21 protein-coding genes are annotated in these 22,947 nt (G+C 60.7%); 14 read left to right on the forward strand and 7 right to left on the reverse strand.

The window, feature by feature from the left end; translation table 11 throughout:
- Nucleotides 1-27: 27 nt before the first annotated feature.
- Genes Q0899_RS05320 through Q0899_RS05330 form a run of 3 tightly spaced genes read left to right on the forward strand, consistent with a single transcriptional unit; the run spans nt 28 to nt 2,331 of the window.
- Entirely contained in the window at nt 28-1,101 is a 1,074-nt protein-coding gene (locus Q0899_RS05320; RefSeq protein ID WP_298290609.1) for an iron ABC transporter permease, read from the forward strand.
- Complete coding sequence (locus tag Q0899_RS05325) at nt 1,098-1,871, forward strand: ABC transporter ATP-binding protein (RefSeq protein ID WP_298357243.1); 774 nt, start codon at nt 1,098-1,100, stop codon at nt 1,869-1,871. Before Q0899_RS05320 ends, Q0899_RS05325 begins: the two co-directional genes overlap by 4 nt.
- A complete protein-coding gene (locus Q0899_RS05330; protein ID WP_298290603.1) occupies nt 1,855-2,331 on the forward strand; it encodes a pseudoazurin in 477 nt (158 codons plus the stop codon). Before Q0899_RS05325 ends, Q0899_RS05330 begins: the two co-directional genes overlap by 17 nt.
- 177 nt (nt 2,332-2,508) lie before the next feature.
- On the opposite strand, the gene Q0899_RS05335 is transcribed toward Q0899_RS05330, so the two are convergent.
- The 4 genes from Q0899_RS05335 to Q0899_RS05350 all read right to left on the reverse strand — a co-directional run bounded on the left by Q0899_RS05335 (nt 2,509) and on the right by Q0899_RS05350 (nt 8,759).
- Nucleotides 2,509-4,599: a multicopper oxidase family protein gene (locus tag Q0899_RS05335; protein WP_299195249.1), complete on the reverse strand. Its 2,091-nt coding sequence runs from the start codon at nt 4,597-4,599 to the stop codon at nt 2,509-2,511.
- A gap of 265 nt (nt 4,600-4,864) precedes the next feature.
- On the reverse strand, nt 4,865-6,901 hold the full coding sequence (locus Q0899_RS05340; protein ID WP_299191346.1) for a TRAP transporter permease: 2,037 nt from the start codon (nt 6,899-6,901) through the stop codon (nt 4,865-4,867).
- An 86-nt stretch (nt 6,902-6,987) separates the two neighbouring features.
- Complete coding sequence (locus Q0899_RS05345; protein ID WP_299191348.1) at nt 6,988-7,992, reverse strand: TAXI family TRAP transporter solute-binding subunit; 1,005 nt, start codon at nt 7,990-7,992, stop codon at nt 6,988-6,990.
- A gap of 65 nt (nt 7,993-8,057) precedes the next feature.
- Nucleotides 8,058-8,759, reverse strand: a complete 702-nt coding sequence (locus Q0899_RS05350; protein ID WP_299191350.1) for an FCD domain-containing protein — start codon at nt 8,757-8,759, stop codon at nt 8,058-8,060.
- Nucleotides 8,760-8,923: 164 nt separating this feature from the next.
- On the opposite strand from Q0899_RS05350, the gene Q0899_RS05355 reads away from it, so the two are divergent.
- The 4 genes from Q0899_RS05355 to Q0899_RS05370 all read left to right on the forward strand — a co-directional run bounded on the left by Q0899_RS05355 (nt 8,924) and on the right by Q0899_RS05370 (nt 12,419).
- Nucleotides 8,924-9,649, forward strand: a complete 726-nt coding sequence (locus Q0899_RS05355) for an SDR family NAD(P)-dependent oxidoreductase (protein WP_299191356.1) — start codon at nt 8,924-8,926, stop codon at nt 9,647-9,649.
- A 70-nt stretch (nt 9,650-9,719) separates the two neighbouring features.
- Complete coding sequence (locus tag Q0899_RS05360; RefSeq protein WP_298290587.1) at nt 9,720-11,405, forward strand: AMP-binding protein; 1,686 nt, start codon at nt 9,720-9,722, stop codon at nt 11,403-11,405.
- 277 nt (nt 11,406-11,682) lie between these two features.
- On the forward strand, nt 11,683-12,012 hold the full coding sequence (locus tag Q0899_RS05365) for a TfoX/Sxy family DNA transformation protein (RefSeq protein ID WP_298290584.1): 330 nt from the start codon (nt 11,683-11,685) through the stop codon (nt 12,010-12,012).
- The gene (locus Q0899_RS05370; protein ID WP_298290580.1) at nt 12,009-12,419 is read left to right on the forward strand and encodes a DUF4112 domain-containing protein; all 411 of its coding nucleotides are present in this window, start codon (nt 12,009-12,011) and stop codon (nt 12,417-12,419) included. Before Q0899_RS05365 ends, Q0899_RS05370 begins: the two co-directional genes overlap by 4 nt.
- A gap of 54 nt (nt 12,420-12,473) precedes the next feature.
- Here Q0899_RS05370 and ndk read toward each other — a convergent pair whose 3' ends face one another.
- Nucleotides 12,474-12,896, reverse strand: coding sequence for a nucleoside-diphosphate kinase (gene ndk, locus Q0899_RS05375; protein ID WP_298357228.1), 423 nt, complete (start codon nt 12,894-12,896; stop codon nt 12,474-12,476).
- Nucleotides 12,897-12,999: 103 nt separating this feature from the next.
- Here ndk and Q0899_RS05380 point away from each other — a divergent pair, with 103 nt between their 5' ends.
- From Q0899_RS05380 to Q0899_RS05395, 4 genes are all read left to right on the forward strand, one after another.
- Nucleotides 13,000-14,853, forward strand: coding sequence for an ABC-F family ATP-binding cassette domain-containing protein (locus Q0899_RS05380; RefSeq protein WP_298358256.1), 1,854 nt, complete (start codon nt 13,000-13,002; stop codon nt 14,851-14,853).
- Complete coding sequence (locus tag Q0899_RS05385; RefSeq protein ID WP_298290570.1) at nt 14,853-15,482, forward strand: MarC family protein; 630 nt, start codon at nt 14,853-14,855, stop codon at nt 15,480-15,482. Before Q0899_RS05380 ends, Q0899_RS05385 begins: the two co-directional genes overlap by 1 nt.
- Nucleotides 15,483-15,518: 36 nt before the next feature.
- Nucleotides 15,519-16,100, forward strand: coding sequence for a TIGR02281 family clan AA aspartic protease (locus tag Q0899_RS05390; RefSeq protein WP_299191384.1), 582 nt, complete (start codon nt 15,519-15,521; stop codon nt 16,098-16,100).
- 121 nt (nt 16,101-16,221) lie between these two features.
- A complete protein-coding gene (locus Q0899_RS05395; RefSeq protein ID WP_298290564.1) occupies nt 16,222-16,506 on the forward strand; it encodes a hypothetical protein in 285 nt (94 codons plus the stop codon).
- Here the strand turns inward: Q0899_RS05395 and Q0899_RS05400 are convergent.
- Both Q0899_RS05400 and Q0899_RS05405 read right to left on the reverse strand, forming a co-directional pair.
- Entirely contained in the window at nt 16,503-16,958 is a 456-nt protein-coding gene (locus tag Q0899_RS05400) for a DNA polymerase III subunit chi (protein WP_299191386.1), read from the reverse strand. The genes Q0899_RS05395 and Q0899_RS05400 overlap by 4 nt on opposite strands.
- The gene (locus tag Q0899_RS05405; RefSeq protein WP_299191388.1) at nt 16,959-18,437 is read right to left on the reverse strand and encodes a leucyl aminopeptidase; all 1,479 of its coding nucleotides are present in this window, start codon (nt 18,435-18,437) and stop codon (nt 16,959-16,961) included.
- Nucleotides 18,438-18,565: 128 nt separating this feature from the next.
- Here Q0899_RS05405 and lptF point away from each other — a divergent pair, with 128 nt between their 5' ends.
- Genes lptF through lptD form a run of 3 tightly spaced genes read left to right on the forward strand, consistent with a single transcriptional unit; the run spans nt 18,566 to nt 22,930 of the window.
- Nucleotides 18,566-19,699, forward strand: a complete 1,134-nt coding sequence (lptF, locus tag Q0899_RS05410; protein ID WP_298357211.1) for an LPS export ABC transporter permease LptF — start codon at nt 18,566-18,568, stop codon at nt 19,697-19,699.
- Nucleotides 19,696-20,790: an LPS export ABC transporter permease LptG gene (gene lptG / locus Q0899_RS05415; RefSeq protein ID WP_298290551.1), complete on the forward strand. Its 1,095-nt coding sequence runs from the start codon at nt 19,696-19,698 to the stop codon at nt 20,788-20,790. The genes lptF and lptG overlap by 4 nt, the downstream gene beginning before the upstream one ends.
- A gap of 1 nt (nt 20,791) precedes the next feature.
- Nucleotides 20,792-22,930: an LPS assembly protein LptD gene (gene lptD / locus Q0899_RS05420; protein ID WP_299191391.1), complete on the forward strand. Its 2,139-nt coding sequence runs from the start codon at nt 20,792-20,794 to the stop codon at nt 22,928-22,930.
- Nucleotides 22,931-22,947: the final 17 nt, after the last annotated feature.

Here is a 22,947-nt window from a genome sequence, read left to right on the forward strand (position 1 = left end):
TAACCTTCCTAAATTGAAAATGGAAACATGACCGATCAGGCTCTTTCCCCGCCCGCACCACAAGACCTGGTGCGCGACTACAAACGACGTTCTGCCAAAAGGCTTGCGCTTGTATTGGGGGCCGCTGCCCTGCTGGTGACGACAGTTATCATTGACGTGATTACCGGCCCCGCAGATCTGAGTTTCTGGCGCACGCTGCAGGTGGTTGTGCAACCCTCCGTCGCGTCGGTGCAGGAGGATGTCATCATCTGGGACCTGCGACTGCCCGTTGCGCTGATGGCGGTGGTTGTGGGGGCGATGCTCGGGGTTGCCGGGGCAGAGATGCAAACGATCCTAAACAACCCCCTCGCCGACCCGTTCACGCTGGGCCTTGCCCCCGCCGCCAGCTTTGGCGCGGCGCTGGCCATCGTGCTGGGCTGGTCCGTCATTCCCGGCGTGGGTGGGTTGTTTGTCACCGTCAACGCCTTCGTTCTCGCCATGCTCAGCGCTCTCGTGCTGTTTGCTTTCACCCGGCTGCGCGGCGTCACCGCCGAGGTGATGGTGCTGATCGGCATCGCGATGTTCTTCACATTCAACGCGCTTCTGGCCTTCATGCAATATGGCGCGTCCGAGCTGCAACTCGCCCAGATCGTCTTCTGGCAGCTTGGGTCTCTGGCGCGCGCAACATGGACCAAGATCGGCATCTGCCTTGGCGTGCTATTGCTGGTCCTGCCCTATTTTCTGAGCCGATCCTGGGCCCTGACCGCGCTGCGCATGGGCGAGGAGAAAGCCGCAAGCCTCGGCGTCAATGTCACCGTCCTGCGCCTGAGTGTGTTGGCCGGTGTTTCGCTGCTGACGGCCGTGGCCGTATCCTTTGTCGGGGCCATTGGCTTTGTGGGCCTTATCGGGCCGCATATCGCGCGCATGATCGTGGGCGAAGACCAACGCGGCTTCTTGCCGCTCTCAGCACTGGCGGGGGCCTTGATCCTGTCCGGCACATCGATCGCGTCAAAGGCCATAACGCCGGGCGTGGTCTACCCGATTGGCATGATCACCTCGCTAATCGGCATCCCGTTCTTCGTGTCCCTGATCCTCAGCCAACGCAAAAGGCACTGGCAATGAACGCGCTCTCGATCACCGATCTCAGCTTTGCCTACGGGTCTCGCGCAATCCTGAATGGCGCCTCCGTCGCGCCGCTGAAGCCCGGCAAATTGACCGCCTTGATCGGTCCCAACGCCTCCGGGAAGTCGACGCTGTTCAAGCTGATTGCGGGGCTGCTGTCACCGTCGGCCGGGCACGTGTCCCTGGGACAAACCGACCTCGCCACGCTCAGCACCAAGGACCGGCTGGCGCGCATCCGTTTCATGCCGCAATTCTTCGCCGCCAACGCCGCGCTGACCGTGTTTGACGTGGTGATGATGGCCGAAAAGCAGTTGCAAGGCTGGCGGGTCTCGCCTGAGGACCTGGCGCGGGTGGCCGAGGCGCTGCATGACGGAGGGATTGGCCACCTGGCCGAAGCCTACGTGAGTGAGCTTTCGGGTGGGCAGTCGCAATTGGTGTCCTGCGTGCAGGCGCTGATCCGCCCTGCGGATGTCTACCTGTTCGACGAGCCTACCTCAGCCCTTGATCTGCACCACCAACTTGGCGTCCTCAGCCGGATCCGCGACGCGGTACGTGCACGCGATGCCGTGGGCATCGTAGCGCTACATGATCTCAACCTCGCCGCACGATTTGCGGATCATCTGATCTTGCTTGGCCAGGGCCGCGTGCTTGCACAAGGCCTGCCGCACGACGTGCTGCGCAATCCCGCGCTCGCCCGCACCTACGGCGTCGATGTCACCATCACCCCCGGCCCAAGAAAGGAGCTGACCGTCCATGCTTACGCGCCGTAATTTCACCCTGTCGCTGCCGGTCATTGCACTGGCGCCCATGGCCCGTTCAGAAACCGCATCGTCATCCATAGCTGGCCACCATACGGTCATGATGCTCAACGCCGATTGCAACGATGCCAATGCCATCAATGTGTTCGAGCCCGCGATCCTGCACATCGCGCCCGGCGACAGCGTTACCTTTATGCCGACAGACAAGGGCCACAACGCCGCCTCCAAACGCGGGATGATTCCCGAGGGGGCCGAACCTTGGAACGGCGCCGTAGATGAGGAGCTGACCGTTACACTGACAATTCCCGGCATCTACGGATATCTCTGCCTGCCCCATTACGAAGTCGGAATGGTTGGCCTGATCGTCGTGGGAGACGACCTTTCCAACCTCGCCAAAGCCAAGACAGCACGCCACCCCGGCGATGCGCGCAGGGCGTTCAGGGATATCTTTGACCAGCTGGAGCCAGCATAGATCGGAACGCCCGAGGAACTCTTGGCTGACACATAGCCCGCATCGGCGCGCAAAAACGCCCGCTAACACCGAACCACTTACCGGACGTTGCCGCCCGGGATTGAGACCTCCGCTGGGCCGCGCACCTAACCGGCGCATCATTCTGCCCCGGAAATGTTGTGCGCGACCTGTGATCGGTTAGGCGTCGTCCGTGCCCCCGGTCTCAGGATCAAGGATGGATACGGTCAACATCATGCCGTTATCCTCGTGGAACAGGTTGTGGCAATGCAGGACGAACTCGCCCGTAAAATCGACCTGTTTGCTGGCCATGGTGACCATGGTGCCGGGTGTGTAGGTGTCGTACTTCGTTTTCGGGCTTGAGCCCGGTTTGGTGTCGCCCCCAATGCTGTCCACGTAAATCGTGTCCCGCCAGATTGGCATCTTGTAGGTTACAGGTGGATTGTAGACGCGGTTGTCCTTGTCGTAGACAGACCGACCGAGCGCTTGGAACGAGTTGATGTGGATATGGAAGATATGCGCATCATTGGTGCTGTAGACATTCCAGACATCCGTGTCGCCTTTGAACAGCTGAATTTGCGCCGGGTCGCCAACGGTCACGTCAAAATACTGGTCATTCACCACAAAGGCGGGCTTTGACGGGTAGCTTTCAGTGAAGTTCTCTTTGATCGTCTTGAACTCGATGGACTGCGTAGCAGCCGGCCACGTTTCATCAATCGCAAACGCCGGCTCGACGGGGCGCTTGATGGTCTGTTCGCTGAACAGGCTGATCGTTGGAATGCTCTGGTTTTTGGTGCTCGGGTTCTCTGTCACCGTGACGGTCAGAATATCGGCCGTATTGGGGTCTTGACCTTCCACGACCATAGGCACTGTCCCTTTCGCCGCGCCTTTGAGTTGGAAGCTACCCGCAACAGCACCCGCCTTGACGAGCAAATCAAGACGTTGCCCCGGGGCCAATGTGATCAACTCCGCAGTGGTCCAATAGGTCGCCGCTTCGGACTTGGGGGTGCTGTAGTCAATCTTGAAATACTCTTTATCGGAGGCCTCCGCATCTGTTGGCGGCAACAAAGCAATGCCATCAACCGCAATGGCATACACTTCAGGAGCGCCGTGGCCGACGAACTGGGGCACAATAGTCTGACCGTTTGACGCGTTCACAAAGCGCAGGCGCTTGATTTCGCCCTGATCCATGGTGATGACGGGGTTAACCTGCCCGTTGACACCAATCGCCGGAACGGCGGCCGCACTGGTCGGCGTCAGCCCGTCACAGGTGCTGGCGTCAAAGTTATCTTCTACCTTACCAACGTAATAGCCATATGGGTAGAACGCCCCCTTCCCCGTACCGCCGGTCGTCTCGAAGTACGAGATGTTTTGCAAAACCACGATTTCTTCGTCAGCGGTGGTGATGTTGCAGGTGGTCGCCAGCAAAGTGTCAAAGTCTTTTTCGGCTTCAGGCGCCGTTACAATGAGGGCCCCCGCCATGCCTGGGCCAACCTGTGCGGCGACAGAGCCGTGTTTGTGGGGGTGATACCAGAAGGTGCCGACAGGGTGGTCGCCGGGCAGCTCGTACCGATACGCATAAGATGTCGCATCCAATTCGCTTCGAAGCGTGTGGTGAGCGCTATGACCGCCATTGTGATTTGCATGCCCCGCATGCGCAGCATGTGGCTTGTTCTTTGAATCGAGGATGATCAAAACGTCGTCTGACGGCGCCTGAGGCGAGACATGCAGGCCATGGGTGTGCAGGTTGGTTGAGGTGAAGTCATGCGGCTTCCACCCCGACACATTGTCTTTGACGCCTGGGATTGCATCCGCCCCGCAGCCCTGAATTGCGTTACTCAGCAAAACCCCGGTTGTCTCCCCGCGCATCATGTTCAGGGTCGGGCCCACAATGGGTTGGCCGCTCTCATTTTTGGTCATGTCGACATAGGCCGGCACACGAATGTTCTTACCGTTGAACGGCGCGTTTGGCCGCGTCTCGCACCCAAGGGCATAGAACACGTCTGGCACCGTGCCCCCACCCGTAAAGTTCACCTCCATGTGTTGGAGCCAGTGCTGGGTCAAGTACTCAAGGTACTCCGCCCCAAGCGTTCCTTCGAACCTCTCGATAAAGGCCAAGCCTTGGCCGGTTTTGGTTGCCGGGGCGAGATCAGCGGGGCTTGCAAATGCAGGCGCGGTGGATTCGGATGCCGCCTGCAGGGGGGAGGCAACAGCAAGTGCAAATGTAGAGCTTGCGGTGCATTTCAAAAACGCACGGCGCGATAAGGTCATCGGTGTCAAATTCAATCTTCCTTTGAAATATGTATCAGATTTTCATGCGCAAAATAGTTTGCAAACAACGCCAACCATTCAATGAAAACGTGAGTTTATTAATTTGATATTAATAATCTAAACGAGGACTACCTCGAAAAGATGAGGCAGGTTAATTCGTTGTGCAAGTGGAATTCTCGAACGAGCAGACCACATTCCCGCTCCACCATGCCCGGATGGAGCCGATTCCCCCCCACTCCAAACGCCCGCATAAATCGCCCGCCATCTAGGGCGTTGATGCGGCTTTCTTTCGGCGGGTCAGCTGCAGCAGGACAATCGGCGTCATCAGCGCCAGCCCGACACCCATTGTGGTCAGGCCCGGCGCAATGAACAGGAAGGATGACAGGGCGACCCACCACCGCTCCCATGCTTTGAGTGGCGCCAGCATGTAGCCCGAAAACGCCACCCCAAGCGAGCCGATGCCAAGCATGGCCCCAAGCAGCGTGACCGAGAACAGCCACCAGGTGAACCCGTCCGCTACCAATAGCAACGCGGGCGAATAGACGAACACAAACGGCACCAATGCCTTGGCAATGCCCAGCCGGAACGCGGTGTTGCCGGTCTTGAACGGGTTGGACCCGGCGATCCCCGCCGCCGCATAGGCCGCAAGCGCGACAGGCGGAGTGATGTCGGCCAGCACCCCGTAGTAGAAGACAAAGAAGTGCGCCACCAGCGGCTCGACCCCCAAGATTTGGAATGCGCCAGCGGTGACCGACACCAGGATGATATAGGTCGCCGTGGTTGGCACCCCTGCCCCCATCACGATGCAGGCCAGGGCCACCAGCACCAGCGAGAAGAACAGCACCCATTGCTGCAGGTCAAAGAAGCTGAACGGCCAGATCGTCGACACTACGCCGGCGAAGTCGCTGGCCGTCTGGATCACGATCGCACCCACACGGAAGCCGGTGCCGGTCAGGGTGATGACCCCCACAATGATGCCAACACACGCGGCGGCTGAGCCGATGGCGATGGTCGACCGCGCGCCCGCGGCCAATGCATCCCAAAGCCCGGGAATGGTCATCCGGTCATTGGGCTTGAGGAACCCCACGACGACGCAGGCGATGATCGCGTAGACGGCCGCGTAATCCGGCGTCCGGCCTGACAGGATCATGTAGATCAGGATGATCAGCGGTGCGGCGGACAACCAGTTGGCCTTCAGCACCTTCCACAGCAGCGGCATCTCTTCGGCCGACAGGCCGCGCAGGCCCAGCTTCTTCGCCTCCAGATGCACCATCACGAAGATGCCGAAGTAATGCAGGAAGGCCGGGAACAAAGCCGCCGCCAACACGTCGCGCAGCGGAATGTTTAGGAAATCCACCATGATGAAGGCAGCCGCACCCATGACCGGCGGAGTAATCTGCCCGCCGGTTGACGAGGTCGCCTCGGTCGCGCCTGCGAAATGCGGCGGGTAGCCCACCTTCTTCATCGCCGGAATGGTCAGCGCCCCGGTGGTCACCGTGTTGGCAATTGACGAGCCCGAAATCGACCCCATGAAGGCCGAGGCGCAGATTGCAACTTTAGCAGGCCCGCCCGCAAAGCGGCCAGCGGCCACGGTGGCCAAATCGATGAACAGCTGCCCCAGCCCGATACGGGCCGCCAGCACCCCAAAAAGGATGAACAGGAAAACGTATTTCGCCATGGCGCCGATCGCGATGCCGTAGATGCCCTGACTGCCGTAAATGCCGTCCACAAAGCCCGCCCAGGCCACGCCGCCATGTTTCAGCATGCCGGGCGCCATCTGCCCATAGATGGCATAAAGGACGAAGAACCCCGCGATCAGCGGCAGCGTGTAGCCGATGGAGCGCCGCGCGGCCTCCAACGTGAAGAGCAGGACGACGGAGCCCATGAACGTATCGGTTGCGTTCGGGTTGCCCGCGCGCTGCGCGGCCTCGGCGGGCGGCAGCAGCGGCAAATAAAGCGCTGCAGCAACGGCCAGGATCGCCAAAGCAATGTCAAAGATGTTGACCCCATCAACATACATCCACCCTTTGGGCGGGCCGGACAGCCGGTAATCCTTGCGCCACGAGAACAGCAGGAAGGTCAGCCCCAGCACAAAGGCCAGGTGAATGCCGAAATGCAAAAGCTCGCGGATCAGCGCGAAGCCGGAGGCGTAGAAATGGTAGACCGACATGGCCACCAGGGCGACAGCCACCACCGCCCCCATCTTGGAGCCCATCGGGCGGAAGGCGCTTTCGCTGTCATATTTGCGTTCCAGCTCAGCCAGCTGTTCCGGGGTCAGGTCTGTGGTGCTGTCCGATGCCATTGCGCGCGTCCCGTCATTTCTTAGGTGTCAAAAGGGCCCGGCCACGCCATGGCGCGCCCGAGCCCGGATTCAAAGCAATAGGCCAGTTATTCCAGCAGGCCTGCTTCTTTGTAGAACTTCTCTGCACCCGGGTGCAGAGGCACGCCCACGCCGTTCAGCGCGGTGTCTGGTGTGATGGTCGCACCTTTGGCGTGGCCCACATCCAGCAGCTTGCGGCTTTCGTCATTCCACAAAGCTTTGGTGATGTTGTAGATCAGCTCTTCATCTTCCTTGGCGGATGTGAACCATTGCGCGCCAACAGCCACGGTGGTGACCGCGTCAACACCCTCATAGGTGCCCGCAGGGATGTCGGAAGAGGCAAAGAAGCCGTATTTTTCCGTCAGCGCATCCGCGCCCGCACCGGAGATCGGCACCAGCTTGATGTCGGCAGCAGAAGCCAATTCAACGATTGCGCCGGTCGGGTAGCCCGCAACTGCGAAGAACGCGTCGATCTTGCCGTTCCGCAGGCCTTCAGCGGCAGCGTTGCCTTTCAGCTGCTCAGCCGTGACGTCATCGACGCTCAGGCCGTTGGCCTCGAGGATCAGGGTCGCGTCGACATATGTGCCGGAGCCAGGCTCATCCAACGACACGCGCTTGCCTTTGAGGTCCGCCACGGAGTTGATGCCACTGTCAGCCAAGGCCACAAGGTGGATATGCTCTTCGAACAACGCCGCAATGGTGCGCAGGTCGGTGGCTGGCTCTTTGCCTTCCATCGTGCCGGTGCCGGTATAGGCCCAATACGCCACATCCGACTGCGCAAAGCCCGAATTCCGCAGACCGGAAATGATGGCATTCACATTGTCCACGGAGCCACGCGACGACACCGCCGACGCAATCAGCCCGTCAACGCCGCAAGACCCGCCCTCGCCGCATTCGCGCGACCCGGGTGGCTTGGAGATTGCGTTCGCGATAACCCCGCCAACCGGATAGTAGGTGAACGCGGTGCCGCCTGTGCCGATGGTGAAGAATTTGAGGTCCTGCGCCATGGCGGTGCCCGCCAGGCCCAAAGCCAGAACCGCGCTGATCGCGGCCGTCTTGAAAGTATGGATCATGTGATCCCTCCCTTGGTTGTTGTGGTCTTGCTTTGAAAGTGTCGCTTAAGACCTTTGAAGTGAAGCTATTTTGCAGCCCCACGGATGGATGCAGCGTCTTCAACGGCGTGAAGCGCGGCTTTTTTGATATGTTGTCTCAGGACGCGTTTGCCCAATTCGGTATCCCCCTCCAGCGCCGCGTCTTTCAGCAGCCGGTGCTCCTGCGCGCTTGTCTCGACCCAGCGGGCGCGCGACATCTGGCTGCGGTCCTGCGCATGGGCCATCAATCTGTAGCGGCGGCTGAGATTGTATTGCGTGTCAATGATGTCCAGCAGCTTCGGCGAGTCGCAATTGCCGACCAGCGCGGCGTGGAAGCTTCGGTTGCGCTCTTCCCATTCCAAGGCCGCGTTCATCGGATCGCCGGGCATCTCCTGTTCGATTTCTGACAACGCATAATGAGCAGCAACGACGGAGGAACGCCAGTCCACATTTGTCCGGGCAATGGACCATTCCAGCGCGATGCATTCAAATTCAGCGCGCAGCCGGATGTTGTCCTGCTGTTCGTCCGGAGACGAGTCCAGCGCGCGGAACCCTTTTGATTCCTGGAACCCCACATAGCCTTCTCCCACCAGCAGCGACAGCGCCTCCCTCACCGAGGGGTGGGACACGCTGTAGGTGCGTTTCAAGGCTTCAATGTTGAGCTTGTCGCCGGGCCTGATCACCCCAAGCGAGATGTCGCGGCGCAACTGATCCGACAGAGTTGCGATAACGGAGCTTTGCTTTGGCATTCTGTCCAACCCTCCCCAGACGTTGAAATCAGACCATTCGCCAAGAGATACCATACCGGCCAAGGCGCGCAAGAAATTTATAATATATACATGCAAATTATAATATGATTTGGTAATTTTCGTTTTGCACCATCTCCCCATGCGGCCGAGGAAGCTCTGATAATATGCCCGAATCGACCAGCCGTAGATTGAAATCCCTGGTAACCGGCGGGTCCGGCGCTTTGGGCGGGGCCATCATCTCGGCATTGCTGGCGCGCGGGGACGATGTGGTCTGCCTCGACCAACGCCCGCCCGCCCCGTCGGACGCCGCCTATATTCCGGTCGACATCACCTGCGCCGCCAGCGTGGACACGGCCATGCAGCGGGCCGCAGAACGGCTCGGACGGGTCGACGTCCTGATCCATGCGGCGGGCATCATGCGCACCGCCGCTTTCATGGATCTGACGGAAGACACGTTTCAGGACGTTCTGGAGGTCAACCTGCTGGGGGCATTCCGGGTGGCGCAAAGGGCAAGCGCCCTGATGATGGCGCATGGTGGGCGCATCGTGCTTGTGACCTCGATCCATGGGCAGGTGGGCGTTGAGGGGCGCGGCGCCTACGCGGCGTCGAAAGGCGGCGTCGCATCGCTGGCCCGCGTGATGGCAGCAGAGCTGGGGCAGCATCGTATCCGCGTCAACGTGCTGGCCCCCGGCGCGGTTGACGGCGGGATGCTACCCAATCCCGCCGCCCGGCAGGGCTGGGTGGAGGCCACCCCAAGCAACCGCGTGGCCTATCTCAACGAGGTCGCGGGCGTCGCCGCCTTGTTGACATCGGAAGATGCAAGCTTCGTCAATGGTCAGGTTGTGGCCGTGGATGGCGGCGTCAGCACGGTACGCCAATTCACCGGATGATCCCGCCGCGTTGTCCGCCCGTTGCGGCGAGTGCTAGACAGAGCCTGCGGCAAGGACAAAGGCGTTACCCATGCTTGAGAAGCAGGAAGACTACAGCTCTCTTTGTGAAAACTTCGTCTGGGACATCCCGGAGCGCTACAATATTGGCGTCGACATTTGTGATCGCTGGGCCGAGGCAGCCCCCGACCGGATCGCAATCATCGATGTCAGCGAAGACGGCACTTCGCAGGACGTCACATTCGGCGCGTTGAAGGCGCGGTCAAATCAGCTGGCGAATGCGTTGCGGACCCGCGGCGTCGGGCCAAATGCCGGGGACTACGCGGACCGTGTGGGCGTCTTGCTTCCGCAACGGGTGGAAACCGCCCTCGCCCACATCGCGGTCACGAAAATGGGCTGCATATCGATCCCGCTGTTCACGCTGTTTGGCCGGGACGCGCTGGTGCACAGGCTGCGCGACTCGGGCGCTAAGGCCGTCATCACCGACAAGGCCGGCTGCGAAAAGCTGCAAGACCTTTTGCCCGAATTGCCCGACCTGACCTGCATATTGTCGGTGGATGGTGACGCGGCTCCCGCTGAGGATTTCGTGGCCGCCTGCGACGCGGAAAGCGAGGCGTTCATCCCGGCAGACACCAAGGCCCGCGACCCTGCCCTACTGATCTACACCAGCGGCACCACCGGCAACCCGAAGGGCGCGCTGCATGCCCACCGGGTGCTGCTGGGCCACCTGCCCGGCGTGGAGATGAGCCATAACTTCCTGCCCGAAAATGGCGACCGGTTCTGGACCCCCGCCGATTGGGCGTGGATCGGCGGGTTGCTGGATGTGCTGATGCCCAGCCTGCATCATGGCATCCCCGTTGTGGCCCGCCGGTTTGAGAAGTTCAGCGCGGAGGCGGCCTTCGCCCTGATGCGCGATCATGGCGTTCAGAACGCATTTTTGCCCCCAACGGCGCTGAAACTGATGCGGCAGCTGCCCCGCGCCGAGGATTTCGGTGTCAGCCTCAGATCGGTGGGCAGCGGCGGCGAAACACTTGGCGCTGAGTTGATAGACTGGTGTGGCCGCGCCTTGGGCGCCGAGGTCAACGAATTCTACGGCCAGACGGAGTGCAACATGATCGTGTCGTCCTGTTCTGCCCTCTCCCCGCCGGAACCCGGCATCATGGGGTTCGCGGTGCCGGGACACCGCGTCGAGATCATCGAAGAGGACACCGGCGCGGTGCTACCAGACGGAACGGAAGGGGCCATTGCGGTTCTTTCGCCCGACCCGGTGATGTTTCTGCAATACTGGAACGCCCCCGCCGCCACGGCGGAGAAATTCGTGGAGGGCCCGGACGGCAAGTGGCTCCTCACCGGCGACCGCGGGCTGCGCACCCCGTCGGGCGCGTTCAAATTCATCGGCCGCGATGACGACGTCATCGGCTCATCGGGCTACCGCATTGGCCCGTCCGAGATCGAAGATTGCCTGATCCGCCACCCCGCCGTGCAACTGGCGGGGGCGGTGGGCAAGCCTGACCCCGTGCGCGGTGCAGTGGTGGCGGCCTATGTGACCTTGGTGGACGGCGTCGCACCTTCGGAAGCGCTGGAGGCAGAGATCGCGGCCTTCGTCAAAACCCGCCTCGCGGCGCATGAATACCCACGTGTGGTGCGCTTTGTTGATGAGATGCCGATGACCACCACTGGCAAAATCATCCGGGGGGCCCTGCGTAAGCTGGCCGAAGCGGAATACGCGCGGGAGCGCAGCGTGGATACGACCCGGTAGTCGCGACTGTGGCCAGAAAGCCTCACTGCGGCTGCGCCTTACTTCCGCCACATTCTAACCCGTCAGACGCCCCAATTGCGTGTTGCGCTCCTCCTCAGAGCAGAAATCTCCCGCCATGAGGAGGCGAGCAATGACACAACAACCGCAAAAGCCGGTAGACCGCGACGCAAAACCGCCCGTAAGCGCCCCGCCTGTGAAGGCCTCTGAATGGCGCTTTACAGATTGGGCGAGCCTGTAGAGGCTTTTCCCCGCGTGCCGGCGTGACTATGTTTGGCCCATGGCCGAACCGATCTCATCTATCCGCAATCTGGGCCCCGCCTATGAGAAGAGCCTCGCCGGGGTTGGCATTACCTCTGCCGAGCAATTGCGCGAGATTGGCCCCGATGCGGCCTATGGAAAGCTGTTGGCCAATGGCACCCGCCCACATTTCATCGGATATTACGTGTTGGTGATGGGGCTTCAGGGCCGCCCTTGGAACGACTGCAAGGGCGCAGAAAAGAAGGCACTTCGGGTGCGCTTTGACGCACTGAAAGAGCAGCATTTTGACAATGATCTCAGCGCCTTTGAAGGCGTCCTTGACGCGATTGGCGTGGGCATACGCAGATGAGTGACATTCCAAACATCCCTGTTCGTCGCCGAGAGCTGGAGCGCGACCTGGACAAGCTGGACCGGTTCGCGGTGAATATGGATGCGCTGGTGCGCATTCCGGGAACGCGCCTGACCTTGGGGCTGGATTCGGTATTGGGCCTGATCCCGGTGGTCGGCGACACGCTGGCCTTGGCGCCGTCCCTCTATGTAATGATCGAGGCCAAGCGCCTTGGCGCATCTTCCCACGCTTTGGGGCGCATGGGGTTCAATGTCGGCATTGACTGGCTGGTCGGGCTCGTTCCGGTCGTCGGGGATCTGTTCGACTTTGGATGGCAGGCCAACATCCGCAACACCCGAATCCTGCGCGAAGAACTAGGCCGCCCCAAAGAAAAGGCCGCTCTGACAGATCAGAGCGGCCCGCAATAGAAAGAATTTTCGACGAAAATTCTTGGCTAAAATTCTTCGAAGAAGAATTTTGCTTTAGCCAACCAGTTCGAGACCAGAGAAGAAGAACGCAATCTCTTCAGCTGCGGTTTCTGGCGCGTCGGAGCCGTGCACAGAGTTTTCGCCGATCGACAGCGCGAATTCCTTGCGGATGGTGCCGTCTGCGGCTTCCGCCGGGTTGGTTGCGCCCATGACTTCGCGGTTTTTCGCAATGGCGTCTTCGCCTTCGAGAACCTGAACAACAATCGGCTCGGAAATCATGAATTCACACAGCTCGCCGAAGAACGGACGCTCGGAGTGCACGCCGTAGAATTGCTGCGCTTGGGCCAGTGTCAGCTGGATGCGCTTGGAGGCGACGATGCGCAGGCCTGCCTCTTCGAACTTGGAGGCAATGACGCCCGTCAGGTTGCGCTTGGTGGCGTCTGGTTTGATGATCGAGAATGTGCGTTGAACAGCCATGTCGGGCTCCTTTGGGTGTGAGTTTGGCGCGGACCTAACACGGGGCCTCGGCCTTGAAAAGCGGTTCATTGACACGGGCTGCGCCATAAGCGACACGGGCCACATGTTACGCATGTCAGACCTCCGCTACGCCGTCGAAGGCCGCACCCTGTTAGAGGGCGCGTCTGCCACGATTCCCACCGGCCACAAGGTCGGCCTGATTGGCCGCAACGGCGCGGGCAAAACCACGCTGTTCAAGCTGATCCGGGGCGAATTGGTGCTGGAAAGCGGCACCATCACCCTGCCCGACCGCGCCCGCATTGGCGGCATCGCGCAAGAGGTGCCGAGCAACGAGGTGTCATTGATAAACACCGTGCTGGCGGCTGACTTGGAACGGGCTGCGCTGTTGGAAGAAGCGGACAGCGCGACAGATCCCGGCCGCATTGCCGAGGTGCAGACCCGATTGGCCGATATTGACGCGTGGTCGGCGGAAGCGCGGGCCGCGTCCATACTGGCGGGCCTTGGCTTCACGCCGGAAGAACAATTGCAGCCATGTTCCGACTTCTCTGGCGGCTGGCGGATGCGGGTGGCCCTGGCCGCCGTACTGTTCTCAGAACCAGACTACCTGCTGCTGGACGAGCCGACCAACTATCTGGACCTTGAAGGCGCGTTGTGGCTGGAAAATTACCTGACGCGCTACCCGCATACGGTCATCATCATTTCCCACGACCGGGCGCTGTTAAACCGGTCGGTGAACGCAATCCTGCATCTCGAAGACAAACAGCTGACCTACTACACGGGGCCTTACGACCAGTTCGCCCGTCAACGTGCCGCCAAACGCGCCGTGCAGGCCGCCGCCGCCAAGAAGCAGGACCTGAAGCGAGAGCATTTGCAGGCCTTTGTGGACCGGTTCAAAGCCAAAGCGTCCAAAGCCAAGCAGGCCCAGTCTCGCGTGAAGATGCTGGAGAAGATGGAGACGATTACGGCGCCCGAAGACGCGGCCCGCGTAGTGTTCACCTTCCCCAAGCCCGAAGAGCTGTCGCCGCCGATCATCAACACCGAAAGCGTGTCGGTTGGCTATGATGACAAGGTTGTTCTAAGCCACCTGAACCTGCGCATTGACCAAGATGACCGCATTGCGTTGTTGGGCCGCAACGGCGAAGGAAAATCGACGCTGGCCAAGTTGTTATCGGACAGGCTTAAACCAATGGGCGGGCAACTGACGGCCTCCAACAAGCTGCGCATCGGGTTCTTTGCTCAGCATCAGGTGGATGAGCTGCATATTGACGAAACGCCGCTGGAGCATCTGATCCGCGAACGCGCGCATGAGGGGCAAGCCAAGCTGCGGGCGCGGCTGGCCTCCTTTGGGCTGGGCGCGGATCAGGCTGACACCGAAGTGGGCCGATTGTCGGGCGGGCAGAAAGCCCGCCTCAGCCTGCTGCTGGCCACGCTCCCTGCCCCGCATCTGCTGATCCTCGATGAGCCGACCAACCACCTAGATATCGAAAGCCGCGAGGCTTTGGTGGAGGCGCTGACCGCCTATTCCGGCGCGGTGATACTGGTTAGTCACGACATGCACCTGCTCAGCCTTGTCGCCGACCGGCTTTGGCTGGTCAAAGACGGGCGCGTGACGCCCTACACCGAGGATCTGCAGGCCTACCGCAAGTTGCTGCTGGCCCCACCGGACAAGGACAAATCCGGCAACAAGATCGAAAAGCCCAAGAAGAAAGTCGCAAGCCGCGACGAAATCCTCGCGATGCGCGCCGATGTGCGGCAATGCGAGGCCCGGGTGGAGAAGATCGCAGGCATGCAGGACGAGCTGGCCAAACGGCTGGCGGACCCGAAGATCTACGAGGACCAGAACAAGGCCAAACGCGAGGTCTACCAGAAGAAATATTCCGAGGTGATGGAGGCTCTCGACCGCGCCGAAACCATGTGGGTCAAGGCGCAGGCCAAGCTGGAGAAGGCTGAAAAGTAATGGAAATGGCACTGGCAGTTACCGCGTTCTTTACGCTGTTTGTGGTCATCGACCCTATTGGGCTGGCTCCGATGTTTGTTGCCATGACGTCGGGCATGACGCAGAAACAGCGGCTGCGCATCGCGGCGACCTCCTGCTTGGTGGCCGTGTTCATTCTGACGGTGTTTGGCCTGGCGGGTCAGAAACTACTTGATTTCGTTGGCATTTCCTTGGCCGCATTCCGCATCTCCGGCGGCATCCTGCTGTTCATCACCGCGCTGGACATGCTGTTTGAACGCCGCACCGCGCGGCGGGAGGAAAAGGCCGATGACGCGTCGGGCGACCTGGCCAATGACCCGTCCGTCTTCCCGCTGGCGATGCCGCTGATCGCGGGGCCCGGCGCGCTTGCGTCGATGATCCTTCTGTCCTCGGGCGCGGATTGGGACGTGACGGTGATGATCTTGGGTGTGATGCTGGCCGTGGTCGCGCTGGTGTTTGTTATGTTCCTGCTGGCCACGCCTATCGAAAAGCTGCTTGGCGCCACCGGCGTCGTTGTGACCACGCGGCTGATGGGGATGTTGCTGGCGGCTCTGTCCGTGCAATTCGTCGTGGACGGGATGCGCGACCTTGGGGTTCTGGCAGCCGGCTGACCCCGTCCCTATATAGGTCTCAGGAGGGCCCGCATCATGAGTGGCGACGAAACCGGCAGACTGATCTACCTTGTCCTTTTGGGCTGCGTCATCGGCAGCTATTTCTTTGTTTCAGGGCGCAAGCAACTGGGCGAAACTGCGCGGGCCGCTGCATTGTGGGTGTTCATCTTCTTGGGCGTCATCGTGGGCTACGGGCTGTGGAACGACGTGAAACAAACCGTGCTGCCTCAGCAAACTGTGTTTGGAGAACAAGGGGTTATCGAAGCCCCGCGCCGAGGTGACGGACATTTCTACCTGACCATGACCGTGGGTGACGTGCCCGTTGAGTTCGTCGTCGACACCGGGGCCACGGATGTGGTTCTGAGCATGCAGGACGCCGCGCGCATCGGCATCAACGAAGACGAGCTGGTGTTCAGCGGACAGGCCTCGACCGCCAACGGCATCGTGCGCACCGCCCGCGTGCGCTTGGAAGACGTGCGTGTCGGTGATTTGGACGAGGGCACTGTGCGCGCCTCGGTCAATGAGGGTGATCTGGAGACGTCGCTGCTGGGCATGAGCTACCTGCAACGGTTTGGCCGGATCGAGATACGCGGCGACACGCTGTTGCTGGAACGATGAGAGGCGCTGTTCACCATGATCCCAATAACGTGACATCCGATGCCGCCTTGCCCCTTTACGCCTTGGCCCTGTACCGGCATAACGCGGGCGCTAAGAGTCACTCACTCGCGGACATAACATTTTGAGAGATACACCGACCAACAGCCGGGTTGACCCGTTTGCATTGCTGGAAGACGCATTGAAAAACGGGTGGCAGACAGTGGAAACCATTCCGTTGGCCGGGGAAGGTATGTTTCTAGCTCTGACAATTACCGGTATTGTCCGCCTTGTCCGCAACCGCAATTCGGATCGACGCGTGCGGCGCGCTGACGCCTACGGCCCGGCCCGCATCAGTGTCATCAGCGTTGATCGTGGCAACTACCTTGGCGCTATTGCGTGGAAATGGAACGACGACACCGGCACCTAAGCCGGATGTTGCGCCTTCATCTCCCACGGGCCATTTTCCTGTGACCAGTATTTGGCGGGCAAATCGGCCTCCGTCAGGGCTTTCCATTGGGTCCGTGCGAAGGCGACAGCGTCGCCGGAATTGCCGTCAAACAGGATCATGGCGCGTTTCAGGCCGCTGACCTCCGCCGGGTCCACATCCGCGCCATCAATGGAGATCAGACAATCGGGCGCATTGCCCGCCTGCCCGTCTGTCAACAGGATCGGCTGGTCGGCGTCATGTTCGCCACCCGCAACCCCATGCGGCAGGAAGCCGTCTTCGAGCCAAAGCTTTTGGTCCAGCCACTCCAACCGCTCAGCGGTTTTGCCACGGATGGCGATCCGCCATCCGGCCTTGCAGGCGAGCCCCAGCAGCTTGGGCAAGGTTTGCTCCAACGGCTGGTTGGTCAGGTGGTAGAAGAAAACTTCCGCCATTTAGCCCTGCGGCTCCTCGAAATTGTCAGCGATGAGCCGGTTCAAGGCGCGCACGCCCCAGCCGGTGGCGCCTTTGGGTGCAAAGTCACTTTCTGTCTTCAACGCGGCGACGCCGGCAATGTCGAGATGGATCCAAGGCGTTTCGGGTTTCACGAAGCGTTCCAAAAACTGCGCCGCAGTGATGGAACCAGCAGGCCTGCCGCCCACGTTCTTCATATCGGCCACATGTGACTTCAGCTGGTCGTCATAGGCTTTGCCCATCGGCATCCGCCATGCGCCTTCTTCCTCCGCGCCAGCGGCTTTCAAGAACGCATTGGCCAACGCGTCATTGTTGGAGAATACGCCTGCGTTTTCATGGCCAAGGCCAATGATGATCGCGCCAGTCAGGGTGGCGAGGTTGATCATGCCCAGGGGCTTGTATTGTTCTTGGGCATACCAGAGCACGTCAGCCAGCACCAATCGACCTTCGGCGTCGGTGTTGATGACCTCGATCGTGTCCCCTTTCATAGATGTGACCACGTCGCCCGGACGCACAGCGTTGCCGGACGGCATGTTCTCCACCAACCCGACCAGCCCCACGACATTGGATTTGGCTTTGCGCGCGGCCAGCGTTTTCATCACGCCCGCGACCACACCTGCGCCGCCCATATCCATGGTCATGTCTTCCATGCCGCCTGCGGGTTTCAAAGAAATGCCGCCAGTGTCAAACACCACGCCCTTGCCAACCAGCGCGAAGGGCGCATCGCCCTTTTCGCCGCCCATCCATTCCATAACGACGACCTTTGACGGGCTGACCGAGCCTTGGCCCACGCACAGTAGCGACCCCATGCCGAGCTTTTCCAGTTCGTCCTCTTCCAGCACCTTAACGGCGACGCCCAGCTTTTTCAGCGCGACAAGACGGTCGGCGAATTCGGTGGTGGTCAACACGTTGGCGGGTTCATTGACCAGATCGCGGGTGAAAAAGACGCCATCCGCTATCGCGCCATTGGCTTCTGCGGCCTCGGTCACTTTGGGTACGTCATTGACCATGAAGGTCACCGCGCCGGGGGCATCGGAATCTTTGGTGAAATGGTCATCGAAATCGTAGGCTCGCAAGGCGAAACCCAAGGCGACCTCCTCTGCGCGGCGTAGGTTGCCGCAGAGCGCCATCACAGGCTTGCCACCCGCCATCTTGGCCAAAGTCGCGCCCGCCTTGCGCGCAGCGCTGACATCGGGGCGGCGGGACAGTTTGATCACCACGACGCCCTCAGCCTCCATGTTGATCGGGAAGGCCAGCATCTTGCCTTTGCCTTCCTCCAACTTGGAAAAGCCATCGCTGTCCACCAGCCGGGCCACAGCCCCGCGCGACAAACGGTTTGCGCGTTTGGCGGTTGCGTCCAATGTCCCGGCCTCTGGCACGAAAATGGCAAGGATGCCGTCGGCCTCTTTGATCAACTCGATGTCTGTCGCGATGAAGGTGGGGGTCACTGGCGATGTCATGGTGGGCCTCTCGGGAATGGGTTGGTTGGGATATAGCTAGCCTGCCCCCAGCCGGAAGGCCAGAAGGCCCTTTTGAGACAGGCATAATTCGGTTAGGTTTTCGGAAAAAGAAACGTGAGGAGTAGCAAGTGGCGCGATTCGACAGATATATGCTGTCGCAGCTGCTGCTTCTGTTCGGCTTTTTTTCCCTCGTTTTGGTGTCTGTTTACTGGATCAACCGCGCGATCTCGCTGTTTGACCAGCTGATCGGCGACGGGCAAAGCGCGCTGGTGTTTCTGGAATTCACCATGCTGGCCCTGCCCTATGTGATCATGATTGTGCTGCCAATTTCTGCTTTCGTGGCAGCGGTTTACGTCACCAACCGGTTGTCATCGGACAGCGAGATGGTGGTGCTGCAAACTGCAGGGGCCTCAACCATGCGCATCGGACGGGCGGTGATTTACTTCGGCCTGATCGTTGCAGTTCTGGTCGGGATCCTGGCGCATATTCTGGTTCCCTCCGCCCGAACCGAGCTGGCCGGGCGCAGCGCCGAAATTTCGCGCGACATCACGGCGCGATTCCTCAAGGAAGGCCAGTTTCTGCACCCCGCGTCCGGCATCACCGTCTACATCCGCCGCATCACCGAGCAAGGCGAAATGAAGGAATTGTTCCTGGAAGATGAGCGCGACCCTGCCGCCGTTGTGACATATACCGCCGAAAAGGCGCTGTTGGTGCGCGGCGACACCGGCCCGCGGCTGGTGATGTTTGACGGGTTGGCGCAGACATTCCGCCCTGAGACCGGCAAGCTGAGCACCATCGGCTTTGCCGATTTTGCCTACGATATCGGCGCGCTCATTCAGGACGGCGACACCCGCACCCGCGACCTGCGCGAGCTGCCGACAGCCGTGCTGCTGAACCCCACGCCTGATGACATCGCCAGCGCGCATGGAGAATTGGCAGATTTCCTCTATGAGGCGCATGACCGCATCGCGCGTTCACTTCTTTCGGTGGTGGTGCCGTTGATGGGCTTTGCGGCGCTGATGGTTGGTGGCTTTTCCCGGTTCGGCGTATGGCGGCAGGTGGTCATTGCGGTTGTACTGATCATTCTGGTCCAGCTGATTGCAAACTCCGCTGAGGAAGTCGCCCGCAAAGACGAAACACTATGGTGGCTGGCCTATTTGGCCCCGCTGATGGGCTTTGTGATGTCCGGCATCCTGATAACCCTGTCCTCGATGCGCAAGTTTCGGCGTGCGGCACCAGCAAATACGGGGGCGGCGGCATGAGGTTGGATTGGTACTTCATGCGGCGCTTCATCCGCGCGTTTCTGCTGGTCTTTGGCGTGTTTTTCGGGATTGTCTACCTGATCGACATGGTCGAACAAATGCGCCGCTTCGACAGCGCGGCCGTTGGCATGGTAGAGGCCGGCGAACTGGCCTTGCTGAAAGCACCGGCCACAATGTACCGCATGTTGCCGCTTCTAACCGTGTTGGCCACGATCATGCTGTTTCTCGGCCTCGCCCGCACCTCCGAGATGGTGGTGGCGCGGGCATCGGGACGCTCTGCCATCCGGTCGCTCTTTGCGCCGGTGGTGACGGCATTCCTGTTTGGCGCATTGGGTGTGGCGGCGCTGAACCCGATTGTGGCGGCAACGTCGAAACAGTTCGAACTGGCATCTGCGCGTTATGCAGGCAATTCCAGCACCTCGTCGGTCAGTGATGGCGGGTTGTGGCTGCGCCAGGCAAGTGCGGTGGGCCAGGTCGTGATCCGCGCCAGCCGGTCCAATCTGGACGGGACGCAGTTTTTTGGCGTGACCTTCTACGGCTTTGACGATGTTGGCGCCGCGACCTATCGCATTGACGCGGCGGAGGCGCTGCTAACCCCCGGCCAATGGGACCTGACCGAGGCCAAACGCTGGACGTTCTCAGCCGACAGCAATGCCGAGGAAGGCGCGCGGACTTTCAGCCGTCTCGCCGTTCCCTCCGAGCTGACCCGCGACCAGATCCGCGACAGCTTCGGCAGCCCGGCCGCCATTCCAATTTGGGAATTGCCTCGTTTCATCAAGCAGCTGGACCGCGCCGGGTTCTCCGCTTTACAGCATCGCGTTTGGTTGCAGATGGAGCTGGCCAACCCGCTGCTGTTGGCAGCCATGGTGTTGATTGGCGCGGGCTTCACCATGCGCCACACCCGCTTTGGGCGCACCGGGCTGATGGTGCTGTTTGCCATTTTGATGGGCTTCTCCGTTTACTTCCTGCGCAACTTCGCGCAAGTTCTTGGCGAAAATGGACAAATCCCGATCATCGTCGCCGCGTGGGCGCCGCCGCTGGCGGGCATTTTCATGTCGCTGGGCTTGTTGTTTCATATGGAGGATGGCTGACATGCGCGCGCTGATCCTCGCCCTGATCGTATCGCTTGCATTGCCCGGCCTGGCGCTGGCCCAATCGCAGCCGCAGACAGCATCACTTGTGGCCGATGAGGTCACGTTTGATCCGCAGGGGCGCAGGCTGTTGGCGTCGGGCAATGTCGAGGTGCTTCAAGACGGGATCCGGCTGCGCGCGTCCTCGATCGCATATGACGGCGCGACGGACAGGCTGGTGGTTACCGGCCCCCTCTATCTGATCGACGGCCAAGACGTGGTGATTGTCGCGGAATTTGCCGAATTGTCGGGCGATTTGCAGGACGGCATACTGGCGCAGGCGCGGGTGGTGTTTGCGCAGCAGCTACAACTGGCGGCCAACGAGGTGCGCCGCAGCGGCGGGCGTTACACTCAGTTTTACAAGACCGTGGCCTCCAGTTGCCAGATCTGCGCTGACAACCCTACACCGCTTTGGGAAATCAGGGCCAAGCGCATCACCCATGACGGGCAGGAACGGCAGCTTTATTTTGAAAACGCCAGCTTTCGGGTTCTGGATGTCCCCGTCTTCTACTGGCCCTACCTGCGCCTGCCCGACCCGACGGTTCAACGCGCCAGCGGCTTTCTTTTGCCGAGCCTGAATTCGGATGGCGATCTTGGGGTCGGCATCAAGATCCCCTATTTCTTCACGCTGGGCGATCATGCGGATTTGACGCTGACGCCATGGCTGACCTGGAACGGCTCCAAAACACTGGAGGCGCGCTACCGCCAGAAGCTGAGCTTCGGCGAATTCGAGATCAACGGCGCCATTACTGAGGACAATCTGACCACCACCGAAAACATCCGCGGATATGTCTTTGCCGACGGCACCTTCGCGCTGCCGCGCGGCTTTACGCTGAAATTTGACGTCGAGGCGGTAACCGACAATGGCTACCTGCTGCAATACGACTATTCCGACAAGGACCGACTGGACAGCGCCATCGACGTGTTCCGCGCCAGCCGCGATGAATATATCGGGCTGGAGGTGGTGCATTACAAATCGTTGCGCGACGGCGACAACAACCGCACCTTGCCAACCTTGGTGGGCGACGCGATCTACAAACGCCGTTTTGATCCAGGCAGCATCGGCGGAATTGCGTCGTTTCAATTGGAGGCGAGCGGACACTACCGGCGATCCGACTTCCCCGTAGGCCCGCTTAGCCGAGACGTGGCCCGCCTATCAGCGGCGGCAGACTGGCGGCGCGACTGGGTGATGGGCAACGGCATGATCTTTGCCGCGGCGACCGAGCTGCGCGCCGATTGGTATCAAATCCGGCAAGGCGGCGTGGTGACCAATAACGACACGACTGAGATCACCCATTATGCCATGGCGGAATGGCGTTGGCCGATGCTGCGCCAAAGTGCGGGCGCCAGTCACCTGCTGGAACCTGTCGTGCAACTGGTCTGGGCCAAGGACGGCGCCCGCAGCGTGGACAACGAAGACAGCGTGCTGGTCGAATTTGACGAGGCCAACCTGTTTTCCTTCTCGCGCTTTCCGGGCGTTGACGGGCAGGAACGCGGGCGTCGGATCAATCTGGGCGTCACCTACACCCGCGAGGATGTCGACGGCTGGGGCCTTGGCGTCACCGTTGGCAGGGTCATTCGCGAAAGCGACCTGGGGCAATTCTCGGTCTCTACCGGGCTGCAGGGCAAAAGCAGCGACTGGCTGATCGCCGCGCAGCTGAAAGTGGGCGAGCAGTTTGATGTTATCAACCGCGTCGTGTTTGACGACAGCTTCTCTATCTCGCGCAACGAGATGCGGTTGAACTGGACGGGCGACACCTACCGGCTGGGGTCGACCTTTGCCTGGTTGGAGGCAGACGCCGCTGAGGGCAGACCGATTGACACCTCGGAATTTGCCGTGGACGGCGCGTACCGCGTCAGCCGGCATTGGACGCTGTCGTCAAATCTGCGCTACGACTTTGTCGGCGACCGCACCACGCGCGCGGGCATCGGGGCCAGCTATCAGAACGAATGCGCGAAGGTCGACCTTTCCCTCTCGCGCCGCTTCACCTCTTCGACTAATGTGACACCAACGACGGATTTCAACCTGTCGGTCCAGCTGGCGGGCTTCGGCGCGCGCGGGATTGGCGGGGAGAGCTTCGCGCGCAAGTGCAATGGATAAGAAAAAACGAGCAGAGC

The sequence above is a fragment of the uncultured Litoreibacter sp. genome (genome assembly GCF_947501785.1).
GTDB lineage: Bacteria > Pseudomonadota > Alphaproteobacteria > Rhodobacterales > Rhodobacteraceae > Litoreibacter.

What these genes read in the sequence shown, in the direction of transcription:
- Q0899_RS05320 (WP_298290609.1), top strand. Translation starts at nt 28, where the DNA reads ATGACCGATCAGGCTCTTTCCCCGCCCGCACCACAAGACCTGGTGCGC.
- Q0899_RS05325 (WP_298357243.1), top strand. Translation starts at nt 1,098, where the DNA reads ATGAACGCGCTCTCGATCACCGATCTCAGCTTTGCCTACGGGTCTCGC.
- Q0899_RS05330 (WP_298290603.1), top strand. Translation starts at nt 1,855, where the DNA reads ATGCTTACGCGCCGTAATTTCACCCTGTCGCTGCCGGTCATTGCACTG.
- Q0899_RS05335 (WP_299195249.1), bottom strand. Translation starts at nt 4,599, where the DNA reads ATGACCTTATCGCGCCGTGCGTTTTTGAAATGCACCGCAAGCTCTACA.
- Q0899_RS05340 (WP_299191346.1), bottom strand. Translation starts at nt 6,901, where the DNA reads ATGGCATCGGACAGCACCACAGACCTGACCCCGGAACAGCTGGCTGAG.
- Q0899_RS05345 (WP_299191348.1), bottom strand. Translation starts at nt 7,992, where the DNA reads ATGATCCATACTTTCAAGACGGCCGCGATCAGCGCGGTTCTGGCTTTG.
- Q0899_RS05350 (WP_299191350.1), bottom strand. Translation starts at nt 8,759, where the DNA reads ATGCCAAAGCAAAGCTCCGTTATCGCAACTCTGTCGGATCAGTTGCGC.
- Q0899_RS05355 (WP_299191356.1), top strand. Translation starts at nt 8,924, where the DNA reads ATGCCCGAATCGACCAGCCGTAGATTGAAATCCCTGGTAACCGGCGGG.
- Q0899_RS05360 (WP_298290587.1), top strand. Translation starts at nt 9,720, where the DNA reads ATGCTTGAGAAGCAGGAAGACTACAGCTCTCTTTGTGAAAACTTCGTC.
- Q0899_RS05365 (WP_298290584.1), top strand. Translation starts at nt 11,683, where the DNA reads ATGGCCGAACCGATCTCATCTATCCGCAATCTGGGCCCCGCCTATGAG.
- Q0899_RS05370 (WP_298290580.1), top strand. Translation starts at nt 12,009, where the DNA reads ATGAGTGACATTCCAAACATCCCTGTTCGTCGCCGAGAGCTGGAGCGC.
- ndk (WP_298357228.1), bottom strand. Translation starts at nt 12,896, where the DNA reads ATGGCTGTTCAACGCACATTCTCGATCATCAAACCAGACGCCACCAAG.
- Q0899_RS05380 (WP_298358256.1), top strand. Translation starts at nt 13,000, where the DNA reads ATGTTACGCATGTCAGACCTCCGCTACGCCGTCGAAGGCCGCACCCTG.
- Q0899_RS05385 (WP_298290570.1), top strand. Translation starts at nt 14,853, where the DNA reads ATGGAAATGGCACTGGCAGTTACCGCGTTCTTTACGCTGTTTGTGGTC.
- Q0899_RS05390 (WP_299191384.1), top strand. Translation starts at nt 15,519, where the DNA reads ATGAGTGGCGACGAAACCGGCAGACTGATCTACCTTGTCCTTTTGGGC.
- Q0899_RS05400 (WP_299191386.1), bottom strand. Translation starts at nt 16,958, where the DNA reads ATGGCGGAAGTTTTCTTCTACCACCTGACCAACCAGCCGTTGGAGCAA.
- Q0899_RS05405 (WP_299191388.1), bottom strand. Translation starts at nt 18,437, where the DNA reads ATGACATCGCCAGTGACCCCCACCTTCATCGCGACAGACATCGAGTTG.
- lptG (WP_298290551.1), top strand. Translation starts at nt 19,696, where the DNA reads ATGAGGTTGGATTGGTACTTCATGCGGCGCTTCATCCGCGCGTTTCTG.
- lptD (WP_299191391.1), top strand. Translation starts at nt 20,792, where the DNA reads ATGCGCGCGCTGATCCTCGCCCTGATCGTATCGCTTGCATTGCCCGGC.